Genomic DNA, 24,625 nt, shown 5'->3' with positions numbered 1-24,625 from the left:
AATAGGCTTACGACCTTTGGTATCCCGTTAGCATTCAAAATGTGTAATAATGCTGTGTTTAGAGTCAACTGTGTCCGTTAGCGACTTCATCCCTGCCTGCAAATGTTATCGAACGAATCAAACTAGCGGAATCTTCAACAGCAAGCCTTGATATTTGTCCTTTTTCCGCTTCTAGTAGCAAGATATCAGATTTTAGACGGTGTTTGGACAGCTTCCTTAGCTCTTTAGATCCAATGGATACCAAAAATTTCGTATCTCGATTGGAGAATAAAATACCATTTTATTCACAACTAAAAGTGACCCCCCTCACAGGTCAGTCATTAAATTCAGGTTATGATACTAAAGATTTATTCAATGCAGACATACACGGATCAAAATTAAATGTGAGGAGAGGTCCCCAATGATTAAAAATGATTTTCCTCTTGTTTATTCATGTTCTGGATGTTCCTCGGCAGCGCAGACCGCCAACATGATTGCAATTAAAATGGATCGAGAAAACCTAGCTGAAATGTCCTGCATCGCTGGTGTCGGTGGTGATGTCAAATCGCTTGTCAAAACAGCAAAGTCAGGACGTGACATCATTGCAATTGACGGTTGTCCCTTGGCCTGTTGCAAGAGTTGTTTAGCTAAACATGATGTTCAACCTACGTATCATTTCGATTTATCTAAGTATGACGTTCCCAAACTTAAAGGAAAAGATCCAAACCCCGATCAATTCTTGAATGCTTACAATCAGATTCTTGAACTAGTAGCTAAATAACAACGGTTTGACCCCTCAGTGAGCCGCGGAACCCTTTTACAGCATAGAAGGATTCTGCCCCATTGAGGTTTCCCTCATGATATGTCCTATTCTACAAAATAGATAATAATAACAATATGAAATGGAATACTATCTATACTTATCACATTTTCCTTATAAAAAAGATAATCTTAATATACATATCAGCCATTTCTTCAGGTGATTCTGCTAGGGCTTTATCAAGCCATTGTTCAATCAATCCTAAAAAAGCTGAAGTAGCAAATGACGAGATATAATCACTTGGAATCGTCAAATTTCGAAAAAACATCTCATTTTTTATCATTTTCTCACTAAAGTGTTTAACGAAAAATTGTTTAAGCCGCTTATGAAAACCGTAGTGATTATTTTCCCCTAAGAACACTTTGAAGCAATCTGCATTTATTTGTATATAGCGAAAAACTTCAACAGCCAGCCTTGAGATTTGCCCTTTTTCTGCTTCTAGTAGCAAGATATCTGGTTTTAGACGCTGCAAATGCAATTCGAGCCCACTTAATAAGCTTTCCTCCATTTGGCTAAGAAGATCATATTTGTCCTGAAAATGTAAATAAAAAGTTCCCCTGTTAATAGCTGCAATGGCTGTGATATCCCGAACAGATACTTTCATGAAGTGCTTTTCCGTTAGCAGCTTCAAAAAGCTATTCTGGATTTTCTCTTTCGTCTTTTCGATCATTTCATCGTAGATTGATTTCATGCCATTTCCTCCGTCAATGAACAGTTACATCCTTATTGTTTATTGCTTTGATTGTATCAACAACTTAAACTAATACTATACCACACGACAGTGTGTTGAATACATCTTAATCGCGGAAGGTGACCCCATTGAAAAAGACAAATATGATCATAATGGTTGTAACATTTCTAATTGCTGCAGGAATGCTCACGAGTGCGATAATAACGAATAATGATGTCAAAATGTATATACTCATCTTTTTTGCAGTTGGTTCAGGTTTAGGATTGTTGCGCGTGTTCGTTAACAGTTCCATCAAAAGAATGAAAGGTAAAGGGTGGCTAACCAAAGTATTGTTCTTCGCTGTTTTGCTTGGCATAGGGCTACCGTTCCAAGCTTGGTTTAGAAATAACGTTCTATTCAGCATGGATTCGGCCTATTTAGCGAGAAGTATCATTTCTATGGTTTTAGGCGTCTTTTTTATGACAACATTCTTCAGTTATATGACCAAGAAAAGAAAGATAAAGAGCGTGCAATAAGGTCTTCGACCCTTTTATCCTTCTGCCAACTTCGCCATCATAGCTTAATTTAAAAACACCTCGGTGTCGATCTCAATCTCAATTGATTAATCACACCCAATAACCAAGACCCCTATACATCCTTAAGTGCACCCCTTAGAATTGACATTGGATAAAACCCCTGGTTTGTCCGATGTAATTCTAGAGGATTCATTTTTTATGCCAACGACAAAAGGAAAAAGGAAAGCCATTTAACAAGTACACGTTTGAAATCAAGATTGAGGCGATACGCCTTCATATTGAAGAAGGTTGGACGTATCGAAGGCTTATGGAGAGGTTTGAAATCACAGACCGGCATCGTTTAAAAGTATGGATGAGAAAGTATAGAGAACTCGGTGAGTTCGGACTTTCTGCCATTAAAGACTTGTTTAACAATGAAATTATTGCATATGAGATGAGTAACCGAAACGAAAATGAACGGGTATTGCAGACGTTTAAGCAGGCGTGGACTCAGCAAAAAGACGTAACTGGACTGATCATTCACAGCGATCAGGGATTCCAGTACACGTCTCATGCGTACCATGACATGCTGCCAAGGTTGGCGCCCTATATTTGATTTTACAGCCAACATCGACCACAACGAAGGCTAAATAAGCTGCCTCCGGTAGAGTTCCGGAAGCAGCTTACAGCCTAGGGTCTTTTTTCAGTGTCTATAAAATGGGGTCTTGACCATGGGAGTAATCATTAAGTAGCAGTTGTAAAGGAAAAACGGCTTCCACCTTTTCTAATGTAGTCCAATAGTGGAATGTCTTCTTCTATAACATGACCAATCACATTAACGCCTTCATGTGCCGGCAGATCCGTTAACGTGATCTGTAACTCATGTTCATAGCGACCATACAAATAATTATCGACAGTAATACTTCCTTTAGGTCGCTTGGTCGTATGGATAGGTGAAATATTTTTATCCATTATAAAACGATGTTCATCAGTTCTTGCAGTTTCTGAGCGAACCACATCACGAGCAGCGTCAAGACGATTTTGATGAACAATATCCCATAATGCATAAGGCAGTTCCTTGGTTACTCGCAAAGGAATAACTCCTTCCTCATACCTTTGAAATTGATGCTGAGACCATTCTGAAAGTGTTAAATCTCCAACAAAAATTTTATCCACGCCACAATCTTTCTCCAATTCCAAGTAAGCTAGAAAAGAAGATTGATTCCGATGCTTCTCTAATGTAGGTAAACTTTCAAATAATGGTTTTCTCTTCAGCCCGTCTCCAGGAATAAAGGCCATTGTCGTAATGCTTTCAGATTGCAGCCATCTGTTCTTCTCTATAAACGTTTTTTTATCAAGACCTGTTTCGGGACGGGGATAATAATTATGCCAAGCTTCAATGTTCTCAAGACAAATATGATGATCCTTTAATGTAGCTAAGAACTCTGCTGTTAAGGTGCTTGCGTTTAAGGCAATTTTCATTTTTTGCGAGTAGGCAGCAATTTCATGGGCGCCAAATCCAAAATCCATCCGCAAACCTGTCACACCTGATTGCAATAAAAAGGGGAAAGAAAATTTCTCCAACGCTTTCCCAGAAATATCTGCCATCAAGTCCATGTCTAATTGTTTTGCAGCGTTTGCAATTTCCAGGAATTTCTTCTTCAATGTTTCTATATCATCTTCTGGCATATGAAGGGATGTAAATATTTCTGTACAACCTGCTTCCTTCATTTCTTTCATATAATTCATGTTTTCTTCTAACGTCCGGTCCGCTACAAAAATTGAAATTCCTAACAATCGAATCACCTCAGTATTTCTAGTTGTTTAATCCTGTTCTGCCATAGCCTCTTTTGGTACACCGAAGAAATAAGTGGTTATAAACCCACCAGCATAAGCTGCAATTAACCCTATTACATATTTCAACCATAATCCATTCGCGATCAATGGAATTAACGCCAATCCAGATGGCCCAATAGCAATCGCTCCAACGTTGCCAAATAAACCAATGACCGCACCACCAATACCTCCACCAATACAAGCTGTAATAAATGGCCGACCTAACGGTAAGGTTACCCCATAAATTAATGGCTCACCGATTCCTAGAATACCAACTGGAAGAGCACCTTTTATCATGTTCGTTAATGATTTATTCTTCTTGCAACGAATCCATAATGCAATGGATGCCCCTACTTGACCCGCACCAGCCATAGCAAGCATCGGAAGTAATACCGTCATCCCTGAACTACTAATCATCTCAATGTGAATCGGCGTCAATACCTGATGCAGTCCCAACATTACAAGTGGTAAAAACGCTGCTCCTAATACAAAACCTGAGAATGCACCACCCACGTCTATCGTCCAGTTAATCGCTCCGATTAAGTTATTAGAAATAAATCCAGCGAATGGCATAATGAAAAATATCGTAAACAGCCCCACGACTAGTAAGGCTATTGTAGGTGTAACGATAATATCAATTGCATCCGGAATAACTTTACGCAAATATTTTTCAACGATAGATAAAATCCATACTGCGATTAGTACACCAATAATTCCTCCTTGCCCTGACGTTAAAGGCGCACCGTTAAATATATTATGAATGGGCAGTTCAGCTGTAGCACCTGTTAAAAGCGTTATCCCACCGATTACTCCACCAAGTGAAGGAGTAGCACCAAATTCTTTAGCTGCATTGATACCGACATATATGACTAGGTAAGTAAAAATTGCATTTTTGATAACATTTGATATTGTTACATATTGCTGCCAAGTTGTTGCGTCTAAGTTGCCTGCTGTAATATTGTTAGCTAGAATCGAGCCAATACCCGCAATTAAACCCGCTCCAACGAATGCAGGAATTAGGGGTATGAAAATATTTCCTATTTTACGCAAAAAGTTTTTGAACGATGTATCATTTTTCTTTTTTAATTGCGCTTTCATTTGTGCACCTTTTGCTTGTAAATGTTCAGCCGAAGATGAACTTCTACCCTCCGAGACACTTGCTTCTAACACTTTACCAAATTCTTCTGCTACTTTGGTCACTACCCCTGGTCCGAGAATGATTTGATACGTTTCATCTTCCACTACACCTAGAACCCCATCAATCTTCTTCAATTGCGCTTCAGCGATTCGACTGCGATCAACAACAGTTACTCGAAGACGAGTCATGCAGTTGGTATATGAGGATACATTTGAACTACCACCGACAGCCTCTAATATTTTGACAGCTAAATCATGATATTTACTCATGTTTATGCCCCCTTCTTACTTTCAAATTATTTTATCGCTTGACGTACAAAACCTTGTGATTCTTCCAAACGTCGTACAGCTTCTTCTTTAGTAAGCGAAGCAAGAATCATTACAATTGCAATTTTCGGTTTATGATCTGCCTTTTTCAAATAATCTTCTGCTGTTTCAGCATCACAATCTGTCGCATCCATAACAATACGTTTAGCACGTTCTACCAGTTTTTCATTAGTTAACTGTACATCTACCATTAAATTACCATATACTTTCCCCGTACCAATCATCGAAGCTGTTGATAGCATATTGCAAATTAATTTTTGAGAGGTCCCAGCTTTTAAACGAGTTGACCCTGTTAACACTTCCGGTCCGTTTACGACTTCAATCGCAATCTTGGCAACTTTACCAATTGCTGAATCTTTGTTGCAACTCACGGCTACGGTAGGCGTTCCAATAGAATTGGCATATTCTAATCCACCGATTACATAAGGCGTGCGTCCGCTAGCGGCAATTCCTACGACAACATCTTTGGCTGTTAGCTTAATATCTTGTAAATCTTGCACCCCTAATTGTTCATTGTCCTCTGCACCTTCGACCGCTTTAATAAATGCTTTCTCTCCACCAGCAATTAGCCCAACTACCTCTTCAGGTGCTGTCCCAAATGTTGGTGGACATTCAACAGCATCTAGCAAGCCAATACGTCCACTCGTTCCAGCCCCCATATAAATTAAGCGTCCACCTTGTTTGATCGCCATTGTAATTACTTCTACGGCTTTGGCAATTTGCGGAATTTCTTGTTTAACAGCCTGTGGGACCTTTTGGTCTTCTTCATTCATCACTTCCAGAAGTTCAAGAGGTGTTAATTCATCCAAGTTCATTGTCTTCTTATTGCGAGTCTCTGTTGTCAAATGCTCTAACATGATTTTTATCATCATCCTTTTCCGTTAATGAAATCGCTTTCTAAATGAAGGATAACATCTTTGAAATACTATTTCAATAATATTTGATTACCATTAAAATAAAGTGCCAAAACGCAGGAACTATCTCTATACTCAAGAAACGTCTTCAGGAGAGATTGAATGCCACCATTCCAATAGTGTCTAATTTTATGGGGTATAGATATAGTTATGTGGCACGCCTTCTAGGTATTCTTCCATTGAATTGGCGGTGTAATAGAATTCATTGGACATGTTCTCTTCTCAGCTCCCATCTTTGCATCATTAGACAGACAAAAAAGAGATCCATTAAGAAAGTAACATCCTTTCTATACTGAATCTCTAGTTAACCAGTCGATTGATTGCACGGTATTCGAATATACATTTTACATTTAAAAGCAAGGCTCTGTTTTCAAAAAAGGATTGGAAACAGATTATAGTGGTATTATCTCCTTACGGCAGACACTGAAAAAAGTGTTCATAATATTATGGAGTTAACAGTATTGATCGGAGTGGAGGCCTTTTTTTGGAATACTATTATCCCATAATAGTATCTCCTAGAGAATCTCCAAAGTTACTTATTGTTAGAATGAGTACAATGACGATAACTACTAACACGAGTGCAATAGCAACCCTTTTATGGGTAATCCTCATGTAACCATCCGTTATTTCTCCGTAAAAATGATTATTTCACAAACCATTCTTTCGCTTTCTGTCTATGCACATCTGTTACATGGACACTAATAATCTTATAAGCGGCCCAGAACGCAGCAGCATCATCCGTATAGCCCAGAGCCAAAATAACATCAGGAATGGCATCAAAAGGTAGTAATATATAGGCAAGTGCACCCATCGCTATTACTCTTGCTGATAATGGTGTATTGCTGTCTATGGCACAGAAGTACATCGTTACCGCATCTTTCGCAAAAGGGATTTTAGAAGCATGTTTTTTGATTTTTTTTAAAAATCCTTCCTTCACATACTCCTCTTTTTTTGCATCGTTTCCGATTTTTGACGTCCAAGAACTTACATCAACTTTGTCGTCCGGGGCAAATTCGGTATCAATCTCAAGAGCTTTGGCTAATTCATTATTTGACTTATACCCACCTAATACAACTAGACTACTAAATGTACCTTTACAAGATCCACATAAAGCTTCATCAATCTTTTGTGTATTAACATCATTAACTTGACCACAGTGTGGACATTCCAACGATTTAATCATAAGTTAGTCATCCCTTCCTATTTCAACAAGTTATTTATTTCGATTATAAATTACCTATTGTGCTCCTGGCAAATGGACCTATGGATGACGATTTCATTCAAGCTATTCATCTTTTATATTAAAATGTTCCACAAGGATCTCAAGTTCGTTGGCCGTGGCACTCACTTCCTCCGCGGAGCTCGCAAAGTTAATTATCGTCGCTGACTGTTCTTCAATTGCAGCAGAAACGTTATTACTATTCATTGCTGTTAATTCCGAAATGTTGCCCATCGAATCAATGAGACTGATGATCTGATCAGAGGTTGCTACTTCATCCTTAGTGATATCCAAGATTTCCTGTACATTTTCACTTATCCGTTCTACTGATTCAATAATATGAACAAAGGCATGATCCGTTTCCTGAACAATTAGCACACCTTCTGTTACAGCTTCAGATGCCCCTCTCATGGCAATCACAGCCTTCTCAATTTTATAAACCATACTATGAACCAATTCTGATATTTCTTCTGAACGAATATGAGATTCTTTCGATAGTTTCTTGACCTCACTAGCTACTACGCTAAATCCTGCACCGTTTTCATCCGCTCTTGCCGCCTCAATTGCAGCATTTAAAGCAAGCAAATTCGTTTGTTGAGATATCGAATTAATTGTTCCAATAATTGTAGAGACCTTATCCGACATTTCATTAATTGAAATCAGTATATCTTCGGTCTCCTTTGTACTGTTGCTAATGGCATCCATAGCCTTTACAGCATTCAAAACACCCGTTCTTCCTAACAAGGCTACCTTGTTTGTTGAAACCGCACTAATAGATGTAGCTTCCGCTTTAACTTGGGCCATCTGAACTAGACTCGACAACTGTACGAGAACCTGGGAAGCATGAATGACGGATTGATTATTATTTTCTGCACCAGAAGCAATTTCCTCAGTACTAGAACTAATGTCCTGAATGGATGCACTTATCTGCTCTGAAGATGCTGCCATTTCTTCAGACATGGAGCACAATACGTTAGAGCCTACTCTTATCTTTTCTATAATATCTGCCTGCGTATCTATCATCGTATTAAAAGATTGACTCAATTCTTGAAGCTCATCACCCGTTCTTAAGGAGGTATGTATGGTTAAGTCACCCTCACCAGCTATAGCCATCGCCTTCTTCAGTTTACCAATTGGTTTGATAATATTTAGTGTTGTAAATAAATAGCCTAGTATCATGGCAACAAAGATACAGATTACTATGATCAAGATCGTTTCGTTACGGATTCTGATGGCCGGTTCCATGTAATCCTCATAATTTGCGGTAGTGGCTACAATCCAATTACCCGCAGGTTGAAAGGTTACATACTTATACACGCCTTCATATGTGTAGAATCCTTGACTCGTTTCCCCAGCCTTCATCTTTTGTAAGAGTGCATTTAATTCGTTATTATCTGTTCCACCAAGATTCTCTACAAGTTCTTTTTCCTTTACTGGATGGGAGACGAATAGTCCTGTTTGGTCAATCATATAAGCATAACCGGTATCTCCTATCTTGATCTCAGATGCAGACTGCGAGATTGTATCAAAAAGTATTGTTGCAACCAATACACCCGTTGTGTGACTGTCATTCTGTAAAGGTAATGCGATGGCTACAATAGGATTATTAGTATCTTTTGAAATAATTACATTACTAATAGCTTCTGATCCTTGAAGCGCATTCTGAAAATATTCTCTATCACTCAGGTTCATGTCCGGTGATTCTGAACTATTAGTAATAAGTGCCGTTCCTTTTACATCAGTAATGATCAGCGATTCTATTAAATCCATATTCTCTTCTTGAATACTCGATATATATTGATAGACATTGTCCATTAAATCACGATTCATAGGGTCTATCGTAAGTTTGTCTAACGCATTATTCTTGGTTAATATTTGCAGATAATTCCTTGCAACTTCTAATTTATTATCAATCGTTTTGGCAGCTGAAGATGTAGTATTTATGAGTTCCTCTTCTATTATTGTTTGTGTGGATTGAGATGCCAAATTATAAGACATTATTCCAGAAATAGATAAAGGAATACTAATGATCAAAAACAAGAGTATGCTTATTTTTACTTTTAGACTAACCTTCATTGCTATCCTCCCCATTATCTTATGCATAGTAGATCTGTGTCATCTTTATCCTTAGGAACGGTTATAACAAATTTCGTACTATCGTATCGTTTAACGTTTTATCAATATGAATCCGTATTATGAATCATTTCTACATGCTCCGATAAACAACAAATTAGAAATAAACCTCTCCCTCCCTCATCAAACAAGTCATCATTGTCAATCTCCTCTGGAATGGAGAACTTCTCTGTTTCATCACCCCAGTCCTTCACTTGTATATTCTAGTGCATAACTTTTAGCTTACATCTGATATAAATAAATTGGCTTTGTACAATCTTTTTGGTTCCCATGATAATGGGCATTCATTATGGCCTCTGCCAATATAAATTTAACATCAAATGCGGATACTTCTATTCTTCAACAGCATCAACAAGTAATGTTGCAAGATGATTATTCTCAATATATACATCCATAATGCTCCATACACTGAGAATAACTCGGATTTTGAAGCAGGTTTTTTACAATGCTTATCCTTTGACATGAACATATTCCTCTCTATCATATGTAAGCTCTAGATGTGATTTAAGGACTATTTACCTAGTTATAAAGTAGCATATCATATTTAATAATATCCAGTTTCAGGACAATAAGATGTGATATTAGATATAGTACCTCTGATATCTCATAAATAAACAAATTTAAGGTAAATCTTATTCATCTAAATGAATATGTATTTTTTGAATTCACGATTTCTTCAACATCGTAACAAATGTATTATCCACAAGAAGTTCCCTCAGATATATTCGCCTATAATTACTTTGACAGATAGAGCAATGTATGATAATTTTACTCTATCAGGTAGAACACTTTTTTCCAAGAAGGAGGATACTAATGGTTCGTAGTGACATCATTCGTGGACATTTAGATGCTATTATTTTGAGGCTCATTTATGAGAAGGATCAATACGGTTATGAAATCTCCAAAGAAATCAGTCTACGGACAAATGACCGCTTTCAGATTAAGGAAGCCACCTTATATGCCGTATTCCAAAGGTTAGAGCGAAGAGAATTAATTGAATCCTATTTCGGAGACATTTCGCATGGGGGCAAACGTAGATACTATAAAATTACGAAGCTTGGCAAGGCCTATTTCAAAGAAACGGTTGAAGAGTGGCAAGAAATTAAGGAAATAATAAATATTTTTATGGAGGGTATGTAATGCGCCAAATTAAAAATCATGTTAAGGAATTGTTTAGAGATGTCCCTGCAAGCGATCACAAAGAATTGATGATGCAAGACATTATTCAGAACTTGGAAGAGAAAGTTAGCGACCTGATCTTTAGTGGTAAAGATGAGGAAGATGCTATTAACAAGGCCATTGTTGAATTTGGTGATATTGAAGATATTAAAAAAGAGTTGGGTACGAACCGATTGCCCGCTAAAAACCCCAAACGTTATTCTTTGCATTTAGGATTCTCACTTTGGGGAAGCGGACTTATTACGGCATTGTTCGTGTTTATCAATCTTTATTATTCACCAGATGTGATCTGGTTCGTGTATCCCGTGTTCGCTGTCGCTTGGTGGCCACTCTCGATGTTCTATAAATGGTTAGGAATGAAATAAGGAGGCGTTCAAATAATGAATAAGCAACAAGCAAGTTTTGCTACCGTTGCAAGTGTGCTAAGCATCCTGTTTTTTGCCTTTATTAATTACAGTACCACACCTCATGAGATATGGTTCATCTATCCATCCTTTGCTATTCTACAATGGCCGATCTCAGGCTACTTTTTGAATAAAGGAAAACTTCATCACTATTCAGCTATCACCTCATTCATCCTCATTGCGTTTCTAATCATCGAGAATATGCTAAAAAGTCCGGATCATATATGGTTTGTATTTGCAATCTACCCCATTCTCTTGTGGCCTGTCCTTATGTATTTAGGGAAATATCGTTCAACATTAACAACCGCCATCATTGGAAGTATAGGTACAATCCTGTACTACGCAGTGCTCAACACATTCTACGCACCTCAGTATCCTTGGGTCATATATCCCACCTTTCTCGTATTATGGTGGCCTTTAGCTATATACTTCGGGAGAATCAAGAAACATTACGCATTCTCTATTGCAGCAAGTATCCTCACAAGCTTATTTTTCATCACAACAAATGTTATTTCTACCGCGAACACCATCTGGGCAGTCTATCCAATCTTCGCCATTCTTTGGTGGCCCCTTAGCACGTACTATTATGGCAAGCGGAGAACACGGTAATAATATAATTGGAGATCAAGGCAATCTAATCATGACATACAAAATACACCTCTTAGCTGTTGCCACAGAAAAAGATACACATATCGCATATAGTTCTGCTAACAAAGTAAATTCACATATTTATATCCAAATATATATGACAGATTGTCTCTACGATTTGCTCTTGCCTCTGATCTCAAGACTAAATACCGCTTGAAGCGGTTGAAATCAGAGGGCAAGCTTATACTTCTGATGTAGCAAACTTGTAGGCGAATGCTTGCGCATCTCCATGATGATAACCTATCTCTGCATGATTTCATTTACCTGGAAATTATCCAGCTAAATGATGGGTAGAACCCGTTAAATCCCTCTATAACAGGAAATTTTCCAGTTAATATTGTATATTATTCAATAATTTCGGTATATCGTTCGAATTAAATGGAGAAATTCCAGTTAACTGATCTACGAAGTGTTCACTAGTCATATTAGCAGGAGTATTTCCTGTTATTATTAATGTGACTTCCGTTTCATTCCTTCATCCTGCTACTTCTTACATACTCCATTGTTTCAACACACAATTAAACTTAGTGCTTAGAGCCTTAGTGAATTATTGAATTAGTTACTTAGAGACTTAGAACATTGTTTATTTCGAAGAATTAGTTACTCAGTGACCTAGAGTATTAGTAACTTCGAAGCATTAGCGACATCGCGACTTAGTGTATTAGTAACTTCGAAGCATTACCGACATCGCGACTTAGAGCATTAGCGACTTCACGACTCAGAGTCTTACATCCTAACATCACTAAATCCCTAAATCCTTAGAAAGGGTCAAAAGGGTCAAAAGCCTTCCAACAACCGGAAGGCTTATTCATTCTCTTCATTATTTTAAAGTAGTCACTTCCGTCTCTAATAGCTTATACAGAAAAGCCATCGCAACAAAGAAAAGAAGGTCGACGAAAACAATAGTTAACGTTGGATAATCCGTCGTGACCATCACACCCAACATAGCCCCCATCATCCCTCCCATTATACCTGAGAGCATCCCGTCCATCGAAGCAAGAAGACTTAGTGGCAATCCTAATATATAGCCGACAACTATGCCAAAGAGAACGCCAATGACGGCAGACAATAATAATCGTTCAATTAGTATTCCCGCGATCGTTCCAACAACCATACTCGAGAGCATCCCCGCTGTCATTGTTGCCATCATACCTGACATTGTAGAAAGCGTTGATCCTTGTTTATGCAACCGACCCATCAGAACGGCTATGAGGAATATAACGATAATAAGAGAAATGATACCTGTATAAATCGTTAATGATGAAGTTCCTGTATTGTTAGTAGCATGACCCTCCCCATGAACATGGGCTAACACGGTTATACCTGGAATAATACAATACCCCACAATAATTACGCCGATGATTCTAACCCACATGAGCTTATACAGAGTTTTCATCCCACGTACCTCCTTCTCACATGTACCTACTAAATTAAGCCCTAATCTCGACCGTAACAGCAACATCTCATTAAATATATGGGTAAACAAATAGGTTATGCTATTTCTCATCATACAAAAACAGCCGACCCGTCTTGGGCCGACTGTTTCAATTCATTTATTCGCTTCTTTATTTCACATCATAAATGATGTAGAGCTCATCTAAGACTAGGTTAGCTGCTTTGATCCCACCTGCTGTATTCCAGATCGCATCATCCACACGATATACTCGTCCTTCTTTAACCGCGCTTAGACCTTTCCATAACGGATCATTGACCCATTCCTTTTCTGTATCGTTAGCTTTACCATCACCTGTGTCGTAAGTAAAATAGAACAAACGATGAGCATCCACTTCTGGTAAACGTTCTTTAGTGATTTCATCTACAAACGTTTCTTTACTATTCAATGTCATATCATTACGAGCAATACCGATCTGGTCGAAAATAATACCTGAGAATGTATCTCCATGATATACACGTGTCTTTCCGGCCATGAACCGAACCACGGACACCGTTTCTTTCAGTTTATCGCCAGCCTTAGCTTTGAAATCTTCAACTCTAGTGTCAAAAGCAGCCAGTTGCTTATCTGCTTCTTCTGATTTACCTAGTGCTTCAGCATAGAGCTTGAAGTTGATTTTCCAGTCACCACGTAGTGTTTCAGATTCAACTGTTGGTGCAATGGCCTTCAATTGCTCGTAGATCTCTTCATGACGCATCTTGTTAGCGATGATTAGATCTGGTTGCAATCCTGCGATTAACTCCAGATTAGGTTGTCCTTCTTCGCCTAACTCTTGAACACCTTCCATATCTTTTGCAATGTGATCATACCAAGGACTACCTGTCCATGATTTAACAGCTCCAACGGGTTTAATTCCAAGAGCCAACACGGCTTCAGTTCCTTCGTTGGTTAGAACGACTACACGTTGTGGTGTTCCTTTAATCTCAGTATCCCCCATAGCATGTTTGATGGTACGAACTTGGTCCGAGGATTGCTCTGTACCTACTGCATCGTCACTAACTTTATTAGACACATTTGCTGAATTATTATTATTAGATCCACAACCCGTTACGATCATTATTAGAATAAGAGTGCTTAGTACCCATCCCATTCTGGTCTTGGTCATATTGCCTTTCTTTAACATGCTAAATCCCCCTATGTATTAATAATTATTCCTACTGTGACCATAGTAATAATTATTCACCATATTGTCAATGAAAATGATTATCAATTGCATTGACACATGTACGTGAATCTACTAAAATTCTACTGTAGACTTACGCAAATGAAGCAGAAAGTAGGCATATATGAGATTACTTGGTCTTGCAAGTTCATTGTTATTACTAGTTGTAGCTATTATATGTAGTGTTATATATGGAGTTACCGATATTCCGTTATCCTCCATATGGGATTCTTTCCTTCATTATGATCCATTATCACAACAACATTTAATCATTCAAACGGTACGCGTCCCACGCGCCCTGATTGCTGCAGCTGCCGGTGCAAGTCTAGCAATAGCAGGAGCATTAATGCAAGTCATTACTCGTAATCCCATCGCTTCACCTAGCTTATTCGGGGTTAACTCGGGCGCTGCATTTATGGTCGTTATTGCATCAGGATGGCTCGGAATCAGTGGTATGCAATCACTGACTTTATTTGCTCTACTAGGCGCGGCCATAAGCGGATCTATCGTATTTTATCTTGGAAGTATCGGAAAAGATGGTATGACACCTATCAAAATTACGCTCGCAGGTTCATCCATTGCTGCCTTTTTTCACTCTATGACGCAAGGATATATGCTCACCAATGGTAAAATGTTCGATCAGATCCTCGTGTGGTTAGTAGGCTCTGTTGCAGGTAGAGATATGAATGCACTCATCAATGTGTTACCGTATCTATTGGTTGGCTTCGTTATAGCTCTATCACTCTCTAGACATCTTAACGTGTTATTAATGGGAGATGATGTTGCACAGACCCTTGGTCAACGTACGGTTGTAATCAAAACCCTAGCTTCTATTGCTGTAATTCTCCTTGCTGGGGGATCTGTCGCTATGGCTGGTCCAATTGCATTTGTAGGCATTATCATCCCACATATTGTCCGATTTCTCGTCGGCAACGATTACCGGTGGCTCATACCATACTCCGCCCTATTAGGCGGGATATTATTAGTAGGCGCAGATATTGGTTCCCGTTACATAGCTATGCCCAAAGAAATACCTGTTGGCGTAATGACGGCCATCCTTGGTGTGCCATTCTTCGTCTATATCGCAAGGAAAGGAAAACGAGTGCAATGAGTAAATACACATCACTGCGATGGAATAAGTCGAAATTTTCTTTCCTAATTGAGAAACGAACGCTATGGATTACTACGATATTATTTATTCTTACCGCCGCGCTTATTGTGATTAGTACTGGAATTGGTAGTAAATATGTGTCTCCTCTTGAAGTGATTCAGACGTTTGCCGGTAAAGGAAGTAGCGTGAATGACGTCATCATTATGAAACTCCGCCTTCCACGGATTATTATAGCCGTACTTGTAGGTGCCTCTTTAGCCGTTTCTGGTGCTGTTCTTCAAGGGATCATTCGCAACCCACTTGCTTCACCTGATGTAACGGGTATTACGGAAGGGGCTTCTCTTGGTACCGTACTGTTCATTTTCTTCTTATCTGAACATGTATCGATCCAATGGGCTCCCTTAGCAGCGATCATCGGTGCATTCGTCGTAACCGCTCTGCTCTATCTTCTGTCATGGAAGGATGGCGCATCCCCATTAAGGATGATTCTCATAGGAACGGGGTTATCTGCTGCTTTTAAGTCCATTTCTTATATGTTTATCATATCAGGCGCCTTTGTTCTTGCTAACAAATCAATGACATTTATGACTGGGAGCATCTATGGTTCGTCTTGGGAGAAAGATGTTACTACATTACTACCATGGGTTCTCATCTTACTCCCATTAACTTGGATTCAAGCACGACACGTGAATGTGCAAGCACTTGGAGATGATGTGGCTACAAGCGCTGGCGCAAACGTACAACTACACCGACTTATTCTACTATTACTTAGTGTTGCCCTGGCAGGTGCTGCTGTGGCAATAGGAGGCGCAATTACATTCATCGGTTTGATGGCACCTCATATGGCTAGAAAGCTAGTTGGTTCATCCTTCGGCGGATTGCTCCCTGTTAGTGCATTATTGGGTGCTCTGATATTACTTATCTCAGACCTAGCTGCAAGAACGATTTTTACACCTCTTGATATTCCAGCAGGCGTATTCACTGCAGCCATTGGGGCACCGTTCTTCTTATATTTACTATATCGTAGTCGAAATGCATAACTGAAGGAGGAATGACCTTAATGAGCATACTTGAAGCCAAAGACTTGGCCGTGTCCTACGGAGGAGTCTTCATCTTTGATCATTTAAACCTAGAAATACCTGAAGGGAAAATTACCGTCTTTATCGGTAGCAACGGTTGTGGCAAATCGACATTATTACGCTCATTAGCCCGTCTCCTTAAACCAGCGCAAGGCGAGATTCAATTGGACGGATCGAATATCTCAAACCTGGCTTCCAAATCATTAGCTAAGCAACTCTCTCTCCTTCCCCAAGGCCCCGTTGCTCCAGAAGGACTGACCGTCTTGCAATTAGTTAAGCAAGGTAGATATCCCTATCAGTCTTGGCTTCAACAATGGTCTAAGGAAGATGAATATGCTGTAAGCTCTGCAATACAAGCGACAGGTATTGAAGATTTAACGGAGCGGTCTGTTGATTCTTTATCTGGAGGTCAGCGTCAACGTGCCTGGATTGCGATGACACTAGCTCAACAGACCGATATTATATTACTTGATGAACCAACAACTTACCTTGATTTGACTCATCAGATCGATGTGCTAGATTTATTAAGTGAATTAAACGAACGAGACGGTCGTACAATCGTTATGGTCCTTCACGATATTAATCTGGCTTGCCGTTATGCGGATCATATCGTAGCCATTCAAGACGGAGCTGTATATACACAAGGACATCCTTCAGATGTCATTAATGCCGAAACCATTGAAGCTGTATTCCGCTTGAAATGTGAAGTAATGCCAGATCCTATATATGACTCTCCTATGATTGTCCCACAAGGTAAATTGCGAAGAAAAAGACAGAATTCACTCGGAGTTAATCTCTCCTCCATGTAAACACAGACAAAGAGCGCCACAATAGGCGCTCTTTGTCTGTTTATTCCTACGAAGTACTCACTTGAATAAAGTGCATATACATCCATTATGACTTTCCTTTTCCAACCACGAGCTCCATGATCATAATCATCAGCACAAGCAGTTGAATGAGCTGTTCTACGGTCATATCCGTCCGCCTCCATCTTATACAAGAATGGCTCTTTCGGACGGTTTCCCTCTCCTGTAAATCCGGACGTTCCCCCTACCATAGATATGCAAGTTAATAAGTGATTATGTCAGAAAATCATTCACTTTCTTGATTAAATGATCTTTATGCGAATAACCTTGAAATAGTCTCCTATTCACAGTATTAGCATCACCGAAGAAGAATCGCTCATATAGCGACTGTCGACCTCCAAACCCACTTGCACTTAGCTCCCATGCAAGTCGAAATAACTGTACCTTTTTCTTTGCATCCATGGAATTACCTTCTAAATAAGTACTTAAATAAGGTTCAATTTCCGTATTGAAGTCCGCTTCCGACGGAATCATAATGATGCCACTCGCTCCAATGAGTTGAATGATCTCCAACATACGAGGATATATTTTGGGAAACAACACGTTAGCTGTCCATAGCGAATTACGATCTGGCAACATACCTCCCCATCGATCAGCAGACGCATTAACCTCGGAAGCTATTAACAACGCCTTTAAGGTCTCGACACTAACGATCACTTCAGATACCTTTTCTATAATCTGTGGTTGTGCCCCTAGATCAAGAGACTCCACCATATTAAGAATGACACCTAGTAAGAACTCAGCTTTTGTAATGTACCTACACAATACTTGATGGGCAGAATGTGTATGAAATCCACTCTCACTAAATAAACGTTGAGATAAACGATCATTACCCGCAACAAATACACGGTTCCATGGAACAAGCACATGATCAAATACGATCAATGTATCCATTTCTTCGTACCTCGAACTCAACGGATAATCGAAGAGCGAACCCCCACCAACCATACTCTCACGGCAAATCCATTTCATCCCTGGTAAATTGTTAGGAACAGCAAATACAAAAGTATTGGGATTATTCGTCTCTTGAAGGTAGGTTGTAACCGGTGGATGAACCCATATCTCATCCGAAGTAACCCCTTGTGTAGCCAATAAAAAGGCACCGTTCACAATAATTCCATCCTTATTTGAATCTACTATCTTTGCCGCTTCGGTATCAAAAGATCCATTATCCATTAATTTCAGGACCCTACTTGCATGAGGTTGAACAAACACATGTGAAAGTGTCACGTCATTCTCACGGCAATACACATAATAATCTCTTAGATTCTGTGCATATTGTGGTGATCCCTCTGACAATATTTCAGAAGCAGCGTTAAATGACATCAAGGCCGTATTCATATAGTCCGGCGAACGGCCCATGAATCCTTGGTGCTGTTCACCCCACAATACCATCATCTCACGACGTCTGGCCACGTCTTCTTTGCTCTTGGGGTGCAGAAAAGACAGTCCTACTGGATTACCGGTTGTTGGAGAGCTAAAGGTCATTTTATTCTTATACATAGGCTCATGTTGCATATCGTACATGGAGGATTGTGTAACCATTAACCCTCGAAATGCTCTGTGATTAGATATCCGTCCCGAGAGCTTCTCTCCATGAAACCAGACTTCGGGCTTAGAGTGATCGATCTGCTGTATATATTGTGAACCTGTCTTGATCCCCATGTGTTAACCACCTTCTAAGCTTAATAATACCTCAGCATATTCTTTTCACCCAGGGTGAGAAAGGGGCAGACGCCCATTGTTTACAGAATACTTCACAACATTGGATTTCCTAGACTGTCAAATGTTACAATCTACAATATAAGGAGGCTTTGCCAATGAGTAACAACATTCAATCCGAAAAAGGAAGATTCTATATTGAAGAAGATGGACAGATGCTAGCAGAGATTACGTATAGTAGACCTGAACAACAGCAACTTCTTATTGATCACACATACGTATCTGAGACGCTTAGAGGCCAATCCATCGGTGAACAACTTGTTCGCCATGTTGTCGATCAGGCTAGACAAGAGAACAGTAAGATTATTCCAGAATGTAGCTACGCCAAACACCAATTCGAGAAACATCCAGAATATGCAGATGTATTGAAGTAACCTTTTCATGGGAGAGGACAAATTGGAGGAATCTGCACTTGCTTAATCAACAACAACTACAGGATATTCAAACACTTCAACACCTTTGTGAGAATACCGACGCTATCGCCCTTAAGCTTAATTGGGAATCATTACGTTCCCGAAAAGCAGAGGAAAAGAATGATTATTTCCATTATTCAGATGATGGGAATACGCTAATCGGCTTCCTAGGTGTCTATAAATTTGGTGCTAAATTTGAGATTTGTGGTATGGTACATCCCGCGTATCGTCGACAAGGGATATTTACATCCCTATTTCAAAAAGCCACACAGGACCTATTTGAAGTAGGCTATTCATCACTATTACTAAACACACCTGCTAATTCGGTCTCTGGGAAACAATTCCTTCAATCGATCCCTTGTCAATATGAGAGTTCGGAATATCAGATGCGATGGGATTCTGCTCATATCCAGGACCCAACAGGCTCTAATGAAGTAGATACACCTCAACATGATGTTACCCTTCGCAGTGCTATCGATGATGATATCGAAGAATTGCTCCGTCTGGATAAAGAAGGATTTGGAATGAGTGACGACGATATACTTGATATGAAGAAGTCCTTAACTGAAGATGGGCTACAGCATATGTATGTTGTGAACTCTGACAGTGCAACTGTTGGAAAAGTTAATGTTGTCCCAATGGAAGCACAAACATGGATCTACGGCTTCGTAGTGGATCAAGCTCTTCGTAGTCAAGGGATTGGTCGTAAAACACTCCAGCTCATTATTGAGCAGGAACGGCCTAAGGAGAAGGAAATCTGGCTAGAAGTAGCCGTTCAAAACCCTAAAGCCTTGAAGCTATATGAAGCCTGTGGGTTCGTTACACAGGAGCAACAAGATTATTATCAATACAGTGGATAACGGATCGGATCGAAAAATAAAGTGCATCATTTCTAAAAAAGAAAAAGAGACGTTCAAACGGAATCGTTTGAATGTCTCTTTTATCGTAGATAAGTATCTCCACAGGGAATCGTTTGACCCTCATATGAAAGAATATTGCATTATTGGCTAAATCAAATGATAAAATTAAGAATTCATTTTCCAGTACATATCGTTCCAACGAAGCTCATTCTTAAACAGTTGTGGCGTTGTATTCTTGTCAATGATGACACACTCGATACCCACCACTTCTGCCCAATCTACAAGCTGTTCTGTAGTCACTTTATATGAGAATACGGTATGATGCGCTCCCCCTGCAAGAATCCAGGATTCCGCAGATACCGCAAGGGATGGTTCCGGTTTCCACATGACGCGCGCAACGGGAAGTTTCGGCATATCATGAATGGCTTTAACGGCATCAACTACATTAATGATAAGACGGAAACGATTCCCCATGTCCACCAGAGAGGCAACAAGTGCCGGGCCACTACGACTATCAAAAATCATGCGAGCAGGATCTTGACGATCCCCAATGGACAATGGATGAACTTCAATGCGTGGTTTGTCAGCAGCAATCGTTGGACATACTTCCAACATATGAGATCCTAGAATTAATTCGTTCCCTGGTTCGAAGTGATATGTGTAATCTTCCATGAAGGAAGTACCCTCATTACGAGCAATGATCTTCATGAGACGAAGTAAAGCAGATGTCTTCCAATCTCCTTCTCCACCGAATCCATACCCTTGTTCCATCAGACGTTGAACAGCAAGTCCTGGTAATTGCTTCATTCCATGTAGATCTTCGAAGTTCGTTGTAAAAGCGGAGAATTCACCTTGCTCAAGGAATGCCTTCATACCAAGCTCAATACGAGCCTGTTCAAGAATAGCTTCTTTTACTGGACCCGCAGATTTCGCCTGTTCAGATAATACATATTTCTGTGTATATTCTTCAAAGAGTGCATTAACATCACCTTCAGACACGCCACTAATCACATCAGCTAGATCACCGATCCCATAAGCTCTTACATCCCAGCCTAACTTGATCTGTGCTTCTACTTTATCCCCATCTGTAACGGCAACATTACGCATGTTGTCCCCGAAGCGAGCCAGTTTAAGATGTTGACTTTCATTAATTGCTGAAGCCGTTGCCATCCAACTACTAATGCGCTCCACAACAGCAAGATCATCCCAATAACCCACAACGACTTTACGAGGAATACCCATACGAGCACCGATAAATCCAAATTCACGATCACCGTGTGCAGACTGATTCAAGTTCATGAAGTCCATATCGATGGCATCCCAAGGGATGTCACGGTTAAATTGCGTGTGTAAATGTAGAAGTGGCTTCTTCAATTGCAAAAGACCCGCAATCCACATTTTGGATGGAGAGAATGTATGCATCCATGTAATAATACCGGCACAATTCTCGTCACTATTTGCATCGATACACAATCTACGTATTGAATCTGGGTTCGTAAGAACGGGTTTATTTACAATTTCAAATGTGACATTGTCATGACGATTAAGGCCTTCTACTATTTTACGGGAATGTTCTTCTACTTGTTGAAGTGTTTCTGGACCATATAAGTGCTGACTCCCGGTTACAAACCAGAATTGAAACGGTTTCACTTTTAACATGAATAAATCCTCCTCTAATAACTTCCATAGATATTTCATGCAAGCTTCACTATCAGGTTGAAAAGTTCACACCGTATTGTACGTACAACTAGAAGTGCTAATCATTCTTTTTCAAAAGGTTACATATGATAACTGCCTAACGTATCACTTGTTTAAATATCACCTTGTACGTACAACTTGTTACATCCCCATTTTAACCTCATGGAACGAAGATATCAAGTACATATTCAAAACCTTTTCCTTCATAAGATGTATTGTGTGGGACAAATGTTGTACAATATAAGCTAAATGACTTTTAGACTGAAATGAAGGATGGATTAATGATGTATGTAGCACACGACTGGAAAGATTACGAATTATTAGACACAGGTGACGGTGATAAGCTTGAAAGATGGGGCGATGTCTTCTTACGTAGACCTGATCCACAGATCATTTGGCCACTAGAGAATGAAACTGACGCATGGCGTAAAGTCCATGGTCATTACACTCGTAGTTCAGCTGGTGGCGGTCAATGGGATATGAAGAAACCTATTCCAGATCGCTGGACTGTTTCTTACGATAAGTTGAAATTCCACATAAAACCAACGAATTTCAAACATACTGGACTATTTCCAGAACAAGCTGTGAATTGGCGCTGGATGATGGACAAAATTTCAGCTGCAGGTCGTCCGATTAAAGTATTGAATCTATTCGCATATACAGGTGGTGCCACGGTTGCAGCAGCTTATGCGGGTGCAGAGGTTGTACACGTAGATGCAGCTAAAGGTATGGTGCAATGGGCGAAAGAGAATCTTCATCTTTCCGGTCTACAAGACCGGCCGGTACGATTCATCACTGATGACGTATTTAAATTCGTACAACGTGAACAACGTCGTGGGAATAAATACGACGCTATCATCATGGATCCCCCTTCCTATGGTCGTGGTCCTGGTGGCGAGATGTGGAAGCTGGAGTCCAGCTTGTATCCGTTTCTTGAGAGCTGTATGGAAATTATGTCAGACAACCCTCTCTTTATGCTCATCAATTCCTATACGACTGGGATTTCACCAACGGTTCTGACCAATATGTTGTCTATGACTATGGCTCGGAAATATAGTGGTAGTATATCTTCAGGGGAAATTGGTCTTCCTATTTCTTCATCAGGCCTAACTCTTCCATGTGGTATTCTAGGTCGCTGGGAGGCTTAAATCTATGAAGCAAGAGGATACATCGAATTCCACTATACCTATCCTCTATGAGGACAACCATCTTCTTGGCATTGTTAAGCCTGTGAATGTTCCTACCCAAGAAGACGCATCGGGTGATCCCGACCTCGTGAATATTCTTAAACAGGATATTAAGGAACGGTATAATAAACCCGGCAACGTATACGTTGGGCTTGTTCATAGACTAGATCGACCTGTTGGAGGCGCAATGATTTTCGCGAAGACATCCAAGGCAGCTTCCCGTCTATCCGAAACTGTTCGAAGCCGTAGTTTCCGTAAAGTCTATTTAGCCGTCGTACACGGAACCCTATCTTCCCCACAAGGAAGATTACACGATATGCTGTTAAAAGATCCTAAGACGAATACTGTATCTGTTGTTGCGCGTGGTACAGCCGGAGCCAAAGAAGCGATCCTAGATTACAAAGTGATCGGAACCTCAGGTTCTTTAAGTCTAGTCCAAGTCGAACTTCTTACAGGGAGATCCCATCAGATTCGTGTACAGTTCAGTCATGCTGGTTACCCCCTATATGGTGATCAGAAGTACGGTCGTGGGGTGAACAAGGTTGGACAGCAAATCGCCCTTTGGTCGGTATTTGTTGGCTTCCCTCATCCCGTCACGAAGGAAGAAGTGACATTAATCTCTACACCGCCATCCCAATATCCTTGGGACTTATGGCCGCAAGATCAGATTAGATTATAGTGGAACAATTTCTATTCTTGGATGTCACTGACAAAGTCGACACATTGTGTAGGATGCCGCTACGATAACGGATTGTCCTTACGATCGCTGTTGCCCTCAGATTTCTTGATTGTATAACCCCCTATAGCGGTTGAAATCCGATGGCAAGATTATGCTTCCGATGTAGCTTTCCTAAGGAAAGCTTTTAGACGAACGCTTACGCTTCTTCAGGACAATTCCGTCATCTTCACTGCTTCGAACGTATTCCATTTTTTTCTTTACAGGCATCTATTTCACAATCTCTTTGTGCAAAAGGTGCCTGTTTTTTCGTATGATAAAGGTATCAAATCTAGACGGGTGTTCATGATGCTTCCCTCTATAAATATTGTCTCGATAATGGTCGCAATGCAGTGCCAAGGTGCGATGGCAGTATTCTCCGTCAATCTGAAACGAAACATAACTTTCTTGATGACAGAAAAAAACTGAAATACGGCGTAAAGAAAGGCGACCTTCCGTTTATAAATTGAACGAAAGATCACCCATTTTATTTTGTATGTTCACTTAAAATTAAACACGAAAGTTTTTCAGTTCCCTCCTAATCTTGAGGTGCTTTTTTGATCCTATCGTATATATGG

22 protein-coding genes and 2 pseudogenes are annotated in these 24,625 nt (G+C 39.9%); 14 read left to right on the top strand and 10 right to left on the bottom strand.

Going from position 1 to position 24,625, the window contains the following annotated elements:
• Positions 1-400: 400 nt before the first annotated feature.
• The gene (locus tag AC1D69_RS03065; RefSeq protein WP_495454658.1) at positions 401-760 is read left to right on the top strand and encodes a putative zinc-binding protein; all 360 of its coding nucleotides are present in this window, start codon (positions 401-403) and stop codon (positions 758-760) included.
• A gap of 142 nt (positions 761-902) precedes the next feature.
• On the opposite strand, the gene AC1D69_RS03060 is transcribed toward AC1D69_RS03065, so the two are convergent.
• Entirely contained in the window at positions 903-1,490 is a 588-nt protein-coding gene (locus tag AC1D69_RS03060) for a TetR/AcrR family transcriptional regulator (RefSeq protein WP_495454657.1), read from the bottom strand.
• Between the two features lie 143 nt (positions 1,491-1,633).
• Here AC1D69_RS03060 and AC1D69_RS03055 point away from each other — a divergent pair, with 143 nt between their 5' ends.
• The 3 genes and pseudogenes from AC1D69_RS03055 to AC1D69_RS03045 form a co-directional block, all read left to right on the top strand.
• Complete coding sequence (locus tag AC1D69_RS03055; RefSeq protein ID WP_495454656.1) at positions 1,634-2,005, top strand: MFS transporter permease; 372 nt, start codon at positions 1,634-1,636, stop codon at positions 2,003-2,005.
• Positions 2,006-2,192: 187 nt separating this feature from the next.
• Positions 2,193-2,381, top strand: a pseudogene (locus AC1D69_RS03050) (helix-turn-helix domain-containing protein); the annotation flags it as partial.
• Positions 2,382-2,390: 9 nt separating this feature from the next.
• Positions 2,391-2,600: pseudogene (locus AC1D69_RS03045) on the top strand (DDE-type integrase/transposase/recombinase); the annotation flags it as partial.
• A gap of 128 nt (positions 2,601-2,728) precedes the next feature.
• On the opposite strand, the gene AC1D69_RS03040 reads toward AC1D69_RS03045, so the two are convergent.
• The 5 genes from AC1D69_RS03040 to AC1D69_RS03020 all read right to left on the bottom strand — a co-directional run bounded on the left by AC1D69_RS03040 (position 2,729) and on the right by AC1D69_RS03020 (position 9,493).
• The gene (locus AC1D69_RS03040) at positions 2,729-3,790 is read right to left on the bottom strand and encodes a DUF871 domain-containing protein (protein ID WP_495454655.1); all 1,062 of its coding nucleotides are present in this window, start codon (positions 3,788-3,790) and stop codon (positions 2,729-2,731) included.
• An 18-nt stretch (positions 3,791-3,808) separates the two neighbouring features.
• Positions 3,809-5,227 carry a PTS transporter subunit EIIC gene (locus AC1D69_RS03035; RefSeq protein ID WP_495454654.1) on the bottom strand — a complete coding sequence of 473 codons (1,419 nt, stop codon included), beginning with the start codon at positions 5,225-5,227 and terminating at the stop codon, positions 3,809-3,811.
• A 26-nt stretch (positions 5,228-5,253) separates the two neighbouring features.
• Positions 5,254-6,141 carry an N-acetylmuramic acid 6-phosphate etherase gene (gene murQ, locus AC1D69_RS03030; RefSeq protein ID WP_495454760.1) on the bottom strand — a complete coding sequence of 296 codons (888 nt, stop codon included), beginning with the start codon at positions 6,139-6,141 and terminating at the stop codon, positions 5,254-5,256.
• A 700-nt stretch (positions 6,142-6,841) separates the two neighbouring features.
• Positions 6,842-7,381: a YkvA family protein gene (locus tag AC1D69_RS03025; protein ID WP_495454653.1), complete on the bottom strand. Its 540-nt coding sequence runs from the start codon at positions 7,379-7,381 to the stop codon at positions 6,842-6,844.
• A gap of 102 nt (positions 7,382-7,483) precedes the next feature.
• Positions 7,484-9,493 carry a methyl-accepting chemotaxis protein gene (locus tag AC1D69_RS03020; RefSeq protein WP_495454652.1) on the bottom strand — a complete coding sequence of 670 codons (2,010 nt, stop codon included), beginning with the start codon at positions 9,491-9,493 and terminating at the stop codon, positions 7,484-7,486.
• Positions 9,494-10,363: 870 nt separating this feature from the next.
• Here AC1D69_RS03020 and AC1D69_RS03015 point away from each other — a divergent pair.
• The 3 genes from AC1D69_RS03015 to AC1D69_RS03005 are packed head-to-tail and all read left to right on the top strand — an operon-like array spanning position 10,364 to position 11,742.
• Positions 10,364-10,690 (top strand): PadR family transcriptional regulator, encoded by a 327-nt coding sequence (locus AC1D69_RS03015; protein WP_044876632.1) that lies wholly within the window; start codon positions 10,364-10,366, stop codon positions 10,688-10,690.
• Entirely contained in the window at positions 10,690-11,094 is a 405-nt protein-coding gene (locus AC1D69_RS03010; protein ID WP_495454651.1) for a permease prefix domain 1-containing protein, read from the top strand. The genes AC1D69_RS03015 and AC1D69_RS03010 overlap by 1 nt, the downstream gene beginning before the upstream one ends.
• Before the next feature lie 15 nt (positions 11,095-11,109).
• The gene (locus AC1D69_RS03005; protein ID WP_495454650.1) at positions 11,110-11,742 is read left to right on the top strand and encodes a hypothetical protein; all 633 of its coding nucleotides are present in this window, start codon (positions 11,110-11,112) and stop codon (positions 11,740-11,742) included.
• 859 nt (positions 11,743-12,601) lie between these two features.
• Here AC1D69_RS03005 and AC1D69_RS03000 read toward each other — a convergent pair.
• Both AC1D69_RS03000 and AC1D69_RS02995 read right to left on the bottom strand, forming a co-directional pair.
• Positions 12,602-13,177 carry a hypothetical protein gene (locus AC1D69_RS03000; protein WP_495454649.1) on the bottom strand — a complete coding sequence of 192 codons (576 nt, stop codon included), beginning with the start codon at positions 13,175-13,177 and terminating at the stop codon, positions 12,602-12,604.
• A gap of 169 nt (positions 13,178-13,346) precedes the next feature.
• Positions 13,347-14,357 carry an ABC transporter substrate-binding protein gene (locus tag AC1D69_RS02995; protein WP_495454648.1) on the bottom strand — a complete coding sequence of 337 codons (1,011 nt, stop codon included), beginning with the start codon at positions 14,355-14,357 and terminating at the stop codon, positions 13,347-13,349.
• A 163-nt stretch (positions 14,358-14,520) separates the two neighbouring features.
• On the opposite strand from AC1D69_RS02995, the gene AC1D69_RS02990 reads away from it, so the two are divergent.
• Genes AC1D69_RS02990 through AC1D69_RS02980 form a run of 3 tightly spaced genes read left to right on the top strand, consistent with a single transcriptional unit; the run spans position 14,521 to position 17,395 of the window.
• Positions 14,521-15,507, top strand: a complete 987-nt coding sequence (locus AC1D69_RS02990; protein ID WP_495454647.1) for a FecCD family ABC transporter permease — start codon at positions 14,521-14,523, stop codon at positions 15,505-15,507.
• Positions 15,504-16,547 (top strand): FecCD family ABC transporter permease, encoded by a 1,044-nt coding sequence (locus tag AC1D69_RS02985; RefSeq protein WP_495454646.1) that lies wholly within the window; start codon positions 15,504-15,506, stop codon positions 16,545-16,547. Before AC1D69_RS02990 ends, AC1D69_RS02985 begins: the two co-directional genes overlap by 4 nt.
• 20 nt (positions 16,548-16,567) lie before the next feature.
• Positions 16,568-17,395 (top strand): ABC transporter ATP-binding protein, encoded by an 828-nt coding sequence (locus AC1D69_RS02980; protein WP_495454645.1) that lies wholly within the window; start codon positions 16,568-16,570, stop codon positions 17,393-17,395.
• Positions 17,396-17,665: 270 nt separating this feature from the next.
• Here the strand turns inward: AC1D69_RS02980 and AC1D69_RS02975 are convergent, their stop codons facing one another.
• On the bottom strand, positions 17,666-19,117 hold the full coding sequence (locus tag AC1D69_RS02975) for a 4-hydroxyphenylacetate 3-hydroxylase family protein (protein ID WP_495454644.1): 1,452 nt from the start codon (positions 19,115-19,117) through the stop codon (positions 17,666-17,668).
• A gap of 155 nt (positions 19,118-19,272) precedes the next feature.
• On the opposite strand from AC1D69_RS02975, the gene AC1D69_RS02970 reads away from it, so the two are divergent.
• Positions 19,273-19,548 carry a GNAT family N-acetyltransferase gene (locus AC1D69_RS02970; protein ID WP_495454643.1) on the top strand — a complete coding sequence of 92 codons (276 nt, stop codon included), beginning with the start codon at positions 19,273-19,275 and terminating at the stop codon, positions 19,546-19,548.
• A 38-nt stretch (positions 19,549-19,586) separates the two neighbouring features.
• Complete coding sequence (locus AC1D69_RS02965; protein WP_495454642.1) at positions 19,587-20,447, top strand: GNAT family N-acetyltransferase; 861 nt, start codon at positions 19,587-19,589, stop codon at positions 20,445-20,447.
• Between the two features lie 165 nt (positions 20,448-20,612).
• Here AC1D69_RS02965 and araA read toward each other — a convergent pair whose 3' ends face one another.
• Positions 20,613-22,106, bottom strand: a complete 1,494-nt coding sequence (araA, locus tag AC1D69_RS02960) for an L-arabinose isomerase (RefSeq protein ID WP_495454641.1) — start codon at positions 22,104-22,106, stop codon at positions 20,613-20,615.
• 323 nt (positions 22,107-22,429) lie between these two features.
• Between araA and AC1D69_RS02955 the strand changes: the two genes are divergently transcribed.
• On the top strand, positions 22,430-23,293 hold the full coding sequence (locus AC1D69_RS02955) for a class I SAM-dependent methyltransferase (RefSeq protein ID WP_495454759.1): 864 nt from the start codon (positions 22,430-22,432) through the stop codon (positions 23,291-23,293).
• Positions 23,294-23,297: 4 nt separating this feature from the next.
• Complete coding sequence (locus AC1D69_RS02950; protein WP_495454640.1) at positions 23,298-24,011, top strand: RluA family pseudouridine synthase; 714 nt, start codon at positions 23,298-23,300, stop codon at positions 24,009-24,011.
• Positions 24,012-24,625 lie beyond the last annotated feature (614 nt).

The sequence above is a fragment of the Paenibacillus sp. Y301 genome (genome assembly GCF_059445505.1).
Note: the sequence above shows the minus strand (reverse complement) of the source record. Positions and strands in the feature narration are given on the sequence as shown.

Bases quoted from the DNA above. Each gene is read 5' to 3' on its own strand.
- AC1D69_RS02995 (WP_495454648.1), bottom strand. From the start codon at position 14,357: ATGTTAAAGAAAGGCAATATGACCAAGACCAGAATGGGATGGGTACTA.
- AC1D69_RS03000 (WP_495454649.1), bottom strand. From the start codon at position 13,177: ATGAAAACTCTGTATAAGCTCATGTGGGTTAGAATCATCGGCGTAATT.
- AC1D69_RS03055 (WP_495454656.1), top strand. From the start codon at position 1,634: ATGATCATAATGGTTGTAACATTTCTAATTGCTGCAGGAATGCTCACG.
- AC1D69_RS03035 (WP_495454654.1), bottom strand. From the start codon at position 5,227: ATGAGTAAATATCATGATTTAGCTGTCAAAATATTAGAGGCTGTCGGT.
- AC1D69_RS03015 (WP_044876632.1), top strand. From the start codon at position 10,364: ATGGTTCGTAGTGACATCATTCGTGGACATTTAGATGCTATTATTTTG.
- murQ (WP_495454760.1), bottom strand. From the start codon at position 6,141: ATGTTAGAGCATTTGACAACAGAGACTCGCAATAAGAAGACAATGAAC.
- AC1D69_RS03025 (WP_495454653.1), bottom strand. From the start codon at position 7,381: ATGATTAAATCGTTGGAATGTCCACACTGTGGTCAAGTTAATGATGTT.
- AC1D69_RS02990 (WP_495454647.1), top strand. From the start codon at position 14,521: ATGAGATTACTTGGTCTTGCAAGTTCATTGTTATTACTAGTTGTAGCT.
- AC1D69_RS02985 (WP_495454646.1), top strand. From the start codon at position 15,504: ATGAGTAAATACACATCACTGCGATGGAATAAGTCGAAATTTTCTTTC.
- AC1D69_RS02950 (WP_495454640.1), top strand. From the start codon at position 23,298: ATGAAGCAAGAGGATACATCGAATTCCACTATACCTATCCTCTATGAG.
- AC1D69_RS03060 (WP_495454657.1), bottom strand. From the start codon at position 1,490: ATGAAATCAATCTACGATGAAATGATCGAAAAGACGAAAGAGAAAATC.
- araA (WP_495454641.1), bottom strand. From the start codon at position 22,106: ATGTTAAAAGTGAAACCGTTTCAATTCTGGTTTGTAACCGGGAGTCAG.
- AC1D69_RS02970 (WP_495454643.1), top strand. From the start codon at position 19,273: ATGAGTAACAACATTCAATCCGAAAAAGGAAGATTCTATATTGAAGAA.
- AC1D69_RS03010 (WP_495454651.1), top strand. From the start codon at position 10,690: ATGCGCCAAATTAAAAATCATGTTAAGGAATTGTTTAGAGATGTCCCT.
- AC1D69_RS03005 (WP_495454650.1), top strand. From the start codon at position 11,110: ATGAATAAGCAACAAGCAAGTTTTGCTACCGTTGCAAGTGTGCTAAGC.
- AC1D69_RS03065 (WP_495454658.1), top strand. From the start codon at position 401: ATGATTAAAAATGATTTTCCTCTTGTTTATTCATGTTCTGGATGTTCC.
- AC1D69_RS03020 (WP_495454652.1), bottom strand. From the start codon at position 9,493: ATGAAGGTTAGTCTAAAAGTAAAAATAAGCATACTCTTGTTTTTGATC.
- AC1D69_RS02975 (WP_495454644.1), bottom strand. From the start codon at position 19,117: ATGGGGATCAAGACAGGTTCACAATATATACAGCAGATCGATCACTCT.
- AC1D69_RS02955 (WP_495454759.1), top strand. From the start codon at position 22,430: ATGTATGTAGCACACGACTGGAAAGATTACGAATTATTAGACACAGGT.
- AC1D69_RS02980 (WP_495454645.1), top strand. From the start codon at position 16,568: ATGAGCATACTTGAAGCCAAAGACTTGGCCGTGTCCTACGGAGGAGTC.